Source organism: Candidatus Erwinia dacicola (assembly GCF_001756855.1).
Lineage (GTDB): Bacteria > Pseudomonadota > Gammaproteobacteria > Enterobacterales > Enterobacteriaceae > Erwinia > Erwinia dacicola.
Genome location: NZ_MAYS01000139.1, coordinates 1 through 7342 on the forward strand (window position 1 = coordinate 1; position 7342 = coordinate 7342).

The 7342-nt window shown below is 52.3% G+C and carries 7 protein-coding genes and 2 pseudogenes; 8 read left to right on the top strand and 1 reads right to left on the bottom strand.

Annotated elements, in window-relative coordinates; translation table 11 throughout:
* Together BBW68_RS19090 and BBW68_RS17580 are read left to right on the top strand one after the other, a co-directional pair.
* Window positions 1-253, top strand: a 253-nt coding sequence (locus BBW68_RS19090) for a hypothetical protein (protein WP_222563064.1), incomplete at its 5' end; no start/stop codon positions are given.
* A 172-nt stretch (window positions 254-425) separates the two neighbouring features.
* A pseudogene (locus tag BBW68_RS17580) lies at window positions 426-640 on the top strand (hotdog fold thioesterase); the annotation flags it as partial.
* 57 nt (window positions 641-697) lie between these two features.
* On the opposite strand, the pseudogene BBW68_RS04230 reads toward BBW68_RS17580, so the two are convergent.
* A pseudogene (locus BBW68_RS04230) lies at window positions 698-1095 on the bottom strand (hypothetical protein).
* Window positions 1096-1487: 392 nt separating this feature from the next.
* On the opposite strand from BBW68_RS04230, the gene sufA reads away from it, so the two are divergent.
* From sufA to sufE, 6 genes are read left to right on the top strand one after another with little or no spacing between them, the layout of a single operon-like run.
* The gene (sufA, locus tag BBW68_RS04235) at window positions 1488-1862 is read left to right on the top strand and encodes a Fe-S cluster assembly scaffold SufA (protein WP_070134140.1); all 375 of its coding nucleotides are present in this window, start codon (window positions 1488-1490) and stop codon (window positions 1860-1862) included.
* A 5-nt stretch (window positions 1863-1867) separates the two neighbouring features.
* Window positions 1868-3361 (top strand): Fe-S cluster assembly protein SufB, encoded by a 1494-nt coding sequence (gene sufB / locus BBW68_RS04240; protein WP_070134141.1) that lies wholly within the window; start codon window positions 1868-1870, stop codon window positions 3359-3361.
* A gap of 52 nt (window positions 3362-3413) precedes the next feature.
* Window positions 3414-4160 carry a Fe-S cluster assembly ATPase SufC gene (gene sufC, locus BBW68_RS04245; RefSeq protein ID WP_070134142.1) on the top strand — a complete coding sequence of 249 codons (747 nt, stop codon included), beginning with the start codon at window positions 3414-3416 and terminating at the stop codon, window positions 4158-4160.
* Window positions 4135-5415 carry a Fe-S cluster assembly protein SufD gene (gene sufD / locus BBW68_RS04250; RefSeq protein WP_070134143.1) on the top strand — a complete coding sequence of 427 codons (1281 nt, stop codon included), beginning with the start codon at window positions 4135-4137 and terminating at the stop codon, window positions 5413-5415. The genes sufC and sufD overlap by 26 nt, the downstream gene beginning before the upstream one ends.
* The gene (gene sufS, locus BBW68_RS04255) at window positions 5412-6647 is read left to right on the top strand and encodes a cysteine desulfurase SufS (RefSeq protein WP_070134144.1); all 1236 of its coding nucleotides are present in this window, start codon (window positions 5412-5414) and stop codon (window positions 6645-6647) included. Before sufD ends, sufS begins: the two co-directional genes overlap by 4 nt.
* Window positions 6648-6700: 53 nt before the next feature.
* Window positions 6701-7123, top strand: coding sequence for a cysteine desulfuration protein SufE (gene sufE, locus BBW68_RS04260; protein ID WP_070134145.1), 423 nt, complete (start codon window positions 6701-6703; stop codon window positions 7121-7123).
* Window positions 7124-7342 lie beyond the last annotated feature (219 nt).

The following is a 7342-nucleotide window of genomic DNA, read 5'->3' on the forward strand; positions in this document are numbered from 1 at the left end:
AATTTTATATCCATCTTCCAACAACCCTCTGGGAATGTTTGGCTTTAAACCGTCTATAGCAAAAAGTCGGTGCTATTTCCCTATTTTTGGATCGTTTTTATCTTCCCACACAGAAATGATATTTCTGTTTATGGTTTCTATTGCATCATCTGGTAATTTCATTCTGGCTTTGCATATTGATGAGGCAGAGACCGGTTTATGCTGGGGTAATGGTATTTTTTTCCACGAGCACACTCAGCCCTTATCTCATTAATAATATAAGCGTATCCGTGATTATTTTCCCTAATATAATTTCATTAGAAACAGAACAACCAATTTGGTGTCTATTGACCTTTTCCTTTTTTGCCATGAATTGGCAATTTTTGAACATGAATCTTTCTTTCTTAACCGAATGCCATTGGTTGACGGAGACGCCAAGCCCAATTGCGGACTATTTGTGTACTATAAGGTGAGCAACAGGTGGTTGGCCTTGAGGTTAACGCTAACCACCTGCGCTCCGCACGTGACGGTGAGGTGCGCGGAATTTGTTGTGCTCTGCATTATTGGTCGCCGTCATCAAGTCTGGCAAATAGAGATTTTCGACGTTAGCGACAGATTATGCTGCACTTCTCGCTTAACCACGGCAGTAATCATACCATAACCACGCTTTTTGCAGGGTTTTTCGTATCGGCTGCACACGGTATACTGGCGTACAGGATCACATAATCCATGAAGAGTGCTTGACGAATTCGCTTTGCAGCAAGGTTGCTTTATCCCATTCGCCTTTCAGCGCCAGCTCAAGCAGCTCAAGGAATGACGCGCCAGCTGCCAAGCTTGCATGCGGTGTAGCCGTTCGCGTGTCGTGTCTCTTAGCTCAATGACCAGCCGTTGATGAAGTTTACCCATTGCGTGCAGATAACTTTGATCGTCGCCGTTTAGCTGACAGAGTTCGGCCATGTCCAGACAGGTATCATTGAACTTGCTCAGCTGTTCAATGGTGCACTCCGGGTGGTTTAATTTAGTCTGCGCCATGTAGAAACCGACGGTGATATCACGTACGGAAAATTTGTACTGATCAATTTTATGTTGCAGCCATGCACTCATCGACAGATTCATTGCTGAGTTCCAGTCGTGCTAATGATAATCGTTATCATATTATGATTGCGACATTATTCAATCACTGTAAACGAATTTTTATCGATTAATGCCGCCTCTCAGAAAAATCGGTGATAACGATAAGCGGGGCGTTCAAAAGGGTTAAAACAGTTATTATTAAGAGCTAACAGGTAATAATAAGATATAAACATCTTATTTTCAATCACTTATCTTTCACAGGGTTCGGCTCGCGAGACAGATCGCATTCTGTTTTTTCAGGATCTAAACTTATAAAACAGCCTTTAAAAAGCACCTTTAGCCTTTATCCCTGCAAAACAAGAGGTTGAAGTGATTCATGTTATCACTAACATAGGGGCACTAGCCCGAAGGGCTACCGTATCGCGAGGTAAATTATGCAATCAGCAAATCCTACCACTTTTTTTCCAGATGACTTTATCTGGAAAGGACTGACGCTAACAGACAGCGCAGCCAAACAAATCATTAACCTGACTGCCGGTGACACTGAAATCAAGGGACTGAAGCTGGGTGTAAAAACCTCGGGCTGTGCAGGTTTCGGCTACACTATGGATATGGTGAAAGAGTCAGCGGCGGATGATCTGGTGTTCAGCCATAACGGCGCGGCGTTAATCGTGCCCCTGCAGGCGATGCCCTATATCGACGGCACGGAAGTTGATTTCGTGCGTGAAGGCCTGAACCAGATTTTCAAATTTAATAACCCTAAAGCTCAACACGCCTGCGGCTGTGGTGAGAGCTTTGGCGTTGAGTGAATACTATGTCTCGTAATACTGACGCATCTGATGATGTACAGGTTTGGGAAGGCGGCCAGCAGAAGTACAAAGAGGGCTTCTTTACCCAACTGCAAACCGAAGAGTTTAAGCACGGCATCAATGAAGATGTGGTGCGCGCAATCTCGGCCAAACGTAATGAACCTGAGTGGATGCTGGAATTCCGCCAGAAGGCGTTTGCCGCTTGGTTGGAGATGGAAGAGCCACACTGGCTGAAAGCCAACTACAAAAAACTGGATTACCAGGATTACAGTTACTACTCCGCGCCGTCCTGCGGCAATTGCGATGATAGCTGCACCTCTGAGCCCGGGGCCACCCAGGCCTCACCCGGTGAAGCGCCCAATTATCTGACTCAGGAAGTGGAAGATACCTTTAAGCAGCTCGGTGTGCCGGTGCGTGAAGGGCAGGAAGTGGCGGTTGATGCCATCTTCGACTCCGTTTCTGTCTCTACCACCTACCGCGACAAGCTGGCGAAAGAGGGAATTATCTTCTGCTCGTTCGGTGAAGCGATTCACAAACACCCTGAGCTGGTGCAGCAGTACCTCGGTACCGTGGTTCCGGTCAATGACAACTTTTTTGCCGCGCTAAACTCGGCGGTAGCCTCAGACGGCACCTTCGTTTATATCCCGAAAGGCGTGCGTTGTCCGATGGAGCTGTCGACCTATTTCCGCATCAACGCGGCGAAAACCGGTCAGTTCGAGCGCACCATCCTGATTGCCGATGAAGGTAGCCACGTCAGCTATATCGAGGGCTGTTCCGCACCGGTGCGTGATACCTATCAGCTGCATGCCGCAGTCGTAGAGGTCATTATCCATAAAGATGCTGAAGTGAAATATTCCACCGTGCAGAACTGGTTCTCCGGCGGAGATTCTGAAGGCGGTATCCTCAACTTCGTGACCAAGCGTGCGCTGTGTGAAGGCGAAAACAGCAAAATGTCCTGGACGCAGTCGGAAACCGGTTCGGCCATTACCTGGAAATACCCGAGCGTGATCCTGCGCGGTGATAACTCCATCGGTGAGTTCTTCTCCGTGGCGTTGACCAGCGGCCGCCAGCAGGCGGATACTGGGACCAAGATGATCCACATCGGTAAAAACACTAAATCGACCATCATCTCGAAAGGAATCTCGGCTGGAACCAGCCAGAATACCTATCGCGGCTTGGTGAAGATCATGCCGACGGCGACCAACGCTCGTAACTTCACCCAGTGCGACTCGATGCTGATTGGTGCTGAATGCGGTGCGCATACTTTCCCCTATGTGGAGGTGCGCAATAACACCGCTCAGCTGGAGCATGAAGCCACCACTTCACGCATCGGCGAAGATCAGCTGTTCTACTGCCTGCAGCGCGGGATCAGCGAAGACGATGCGATTTCGATGATTGTTAACGGCTTCTGCAAGGATGTATTCTCGGAGCTGCCGCTGGAGTTTGCGGTGGAAGCGCAGAAACTGTTGGCGATCAGCTTGGAACACAGCGTGGGCTAACCCTGCGCGCACAAGAACTATCAGTGCTGGAAAGCACTGCGAAGGAAACCTTATGTTAAGCATCAAAGATTTACAGGTCAGCGTTGAAGACAAAGCTATCCTGCGTGGGTTGAATCTTGAAATCAAACTAGGGGAAGTGCACGCCATCATGGGGCCGAACGGCTCAGGGAAAAGTACGCTTTCCGCCACGCTGGCAGGACGTGAAGATTATGAAGTGACAGGCGGTTCCGTCGAGTTCAAAGGCAAAAACCTGCTGGAGCTTGACCCGGAAGAGCGCGCCGGTGAAGGCATCTTTATGGCTTTCCAGTACCCGGTTGAAATCCCAGGTGTCAGCAACCAGTTCTTCCTGCAAATCTCGGTAAATGCGGTGCGTAAATACCGCGAGCAAGAGGCGCTGGACCGTTTTGACTTCCAGGACTTTATCGAAGAGAAAATCCACCTGCTGAAAATGCCTGAAGATCTGCTGACCCGTTCGGTCAATGTGGGCTTCTCCGGCGGTGAGAAAAAGCGTAATGACATTCTGCAGATGGCGGCGCTGGAGCCGAGTCTCTGTATTCTAGATGAAACCGACTCCGGTCTGGACATCGATGCGCTGAAAATTGTCTCCAATGGCGTAAACAGCCTGCGTGACGGCAGGCGCTCATTTATTATCGTTACCCACTACCAGCGTATTCTTGACTACATCAAGCCTGATTTTGTCCACGTGCTGTTCCAGGGCAAGATCGTAAAATCAGGCGATTTCTCACTGGTGAAACAGTTGGAGGAACAAGGCTATGGTTGGCTTACCGACGAAGAGTGAAAACGCGCTGCAACAGTGGCATCACCTGTTTGAAACGCGCGGTGCAAACCGCTCAATGCAGGCACAACAGCACTGGCAGCAGCTGCTGCGCGTAGGCCTGCCGACGCGTAAGCAGGAAAACTGGAAATACACGCCGCTGGATCAGCTACTAGCCCGCCGCTTCGTGCTGCCACACCCCCCCGTGCTGACTGCGGATGTGGTCAACGCTCAGGCGCTGGCGATTGATGCCGTGCGCCTAGTGTTTATCGATGGCCTCTTCGCACCTGAGCTGAGTGATTCCGAGTTTGATCTGTTTGATATTCAGGTGACTCAGGCAGCGGAGCGTCGTGAACTTGGCGCACCGATCCAGCCGGAAGTGTTCCTGTATCTGACCGAGAGCCTAGCAGAAGAGGTCACCACAATGCATCTGGCACGTGGCAAAGCTGCCGAGCGTCCGCTCTACCTGCTGCATATCAGCAGCGGCAGCGCGGAAGGTGAGATGAACACTTCGCACTATCGCCACCATCTGCAGCTGGATGAAGCGGCTGAAGCGACGGTGATTGAGCACTACCTCAGCCTGAACGCCAGTACCCACTTCACCGGGGCGCGTTTTACCGCCTACGTGGGCAATAACGCGACGCTGACGCACTACAACCTGTGCTTTGAAGATCAGAGCAGCTACCACTTCTCACACAACGACCTGACCTTGGGCCGTGATGTGCGCGTGCAGAGCCACAGCTTCCTGCTGGGTGCCGGTCTGACCCGTCACAACACCAGCAGCAAACTGGAAGGCGAGGGCAGCGATCTGGTGATTAACAGCCTGATGCTGCCGCTGGATGAAGAAGTGTGCGACAGTCGCACCTATCTTGAGCACAACAAGGGTTACTGTCAGAGCCGTCAGCTACACAAAACTATCGTGCGTAACCTTGCGCGTGCAGTATTCAACGGACATATCAAAGTGGCGAAGTACGCGCTGAAAACTGACGGGCAGATGAGCAACAACAACCTGCTGTTAGGTTGTCTGGCGGAAGTGGACACCAAACCGCAGCTGGAAATCTATGCGGATGACGTGAAGTGCGGACACGGCGTGACGATTGGTCGTATCAACGAAGAGCAGATGTTTTATCTGCGCTCGCGCGGTATCGACGAAGCCGCGGCGCAACGCATGATCATTTACGCGTTTGCCGCTGAGCTGACCGAAACCATCAATGATGAAACGCTGAAAGAAGCTGTGATGCAGCGCATTGCACAGCGTTTTCCCGGAGGCCTGCAATGAGTTTTGACTTGGCCCGTGTGCGGGCGTCATTCCCGTTACTGACGCGCGAAGTCAACGGGCAACCGCTGGCCTATCTCGACAGTGCCGCCAGCGCGCAGAAGCCGCAGGTCGTCATTGACGCCGAAAGTCGTTTCTACGAGCACGGCTATGCCGCCGTGCATCGTGGTATCCATACGCTGAGCGCGGAAGCGACCACCAAAATGGAAAACGTGCGCATACAGGCAGCACAGTTTCTCAACGCTGCCTCAGCGGAAGAGATTGTGTTTGTCAAAGGCACCACTGAAGCGATTAATCTGGTAGCCAGCAGCTGGGGCGGCAATCAGCTGCAGCCCGGCGATAACATCATCATCACGGAGATGGAGCATCACGCCAACATCGTACCGTGGCAGATAGTGGCTGAGCGTACTGGCGCGGAAGTGCGTTTTATCCCACTAACCGCCAATGGCAAGCTGGACATCCCGAAGCTGCCTGCGCTGATGGACAGCCGTACCCGCATGCTGGCCGTGACTCACGTCTCCAACGTGCTGGGCACTGAAAATCCGGTGAAAGCGCTGGTGGCTCAGGCTCGGGCGGCGGGTGTCGCTACCCTGATCGACGGTGCGCAGGCGATTATGCATCAGCAGGTCGACGTGCAGGATCTGGACTGTGATTTCTATGTCTTCTCTGGGCATAAAATCTACGGCCCGACCGGTATTGGTATTCTGTATGGGCGCAAAGCCCTGCTGGACCAGATGCCGCCGTGGGAAGCGGGCGGATCGATGATCGCCACCGTCAGCCTGACGAAAGGCACCACTTACGCCACCGCGCCGTGGCGCTTCGAAGCTGGCTCTCCGAACACCGGCGCTATTATTGGTCTGGGCGCTGCGCTGAAGTGGGTGAGTGAACTGGGGCTGGAAGTCATTGCCGAGCGCGAGCAGCAGCTTATGAATTATGCACTAGAAAAACTGGCCACAGTGCCGGATTTGGTGATCTATGGTCCACGGCAGCGTTCCTGCGTCATTGCCTTTAACCTCGGCAAGCATCACGCTTTCGACGTCGGCAGCTTCCTCGATCAGTACGGCATCGCCATTCGTACCGGTCACCACTGTGCCATGCCGCTGATGTACCACTATCAGGTGCCGGCAATGTGTCGCGCCTCGTTTGTGCTGTATAACAGCGAAGAAGAGGTCGACCGTCTGGTCGCAGGCTTAATACGTATTCACCGCTTGCTGGGTTTAAGTTTCAACCCGTAGCGACCCGCAGGGTCGAGGCTTGCCTCGCCCCTGCATTTTTAAGTGAGGAAGCAATGGCAACTCTGCCAGATAAAGACAAGCTGGTGCGCAACTTTAATCGCTGCGCCAACCAAGAAGAAAAGTATCTCTACATCATCGAATTAGGCACGCGCCTGTCAGAATCGTCTGATTCCCTGCAGCAGCCGGAGAATATCGTACCCGGCTGTCAGAGCCAGGTGTGGATAGTGGTTGATACCGATGCAAGTGGCTGTGTGCGCCTGCAGGGCGACAGCGATGCTGCGCTGGTTAAGGGCCTTATTGCTATCGTTTTTGCCCTCTATCAGAAGATGACATCGCAGGAGATTGTCGACTTCGACGTACGCCCGTGGTTCGCCGATCTCTCCCTGACGCAACAGCTCACCCCATCCCGCTCGCAGGGGCTGGAAGCTATGATTCGTGCCATACGTCAGAAAGCGCTGATTTTAACTCAGGGCTGAGTTGCTACACTACCCGGTAAGCACCCCCACGAACGGACTGCTCTCTCCACCTATAGCGCATGAAACCTCTGTCTTTCGCTGCAGTTGTTACTACTCACCTTTCTTGCTGGAGCGCACAACGCCAGCGCAACTGAATACCCTTTACCCCCTGCCGACAGCCGCCTGATTGGTGTAGTGGTCAACTAATACTGGCCACAGCATTAGACTGTAAGTAGTACA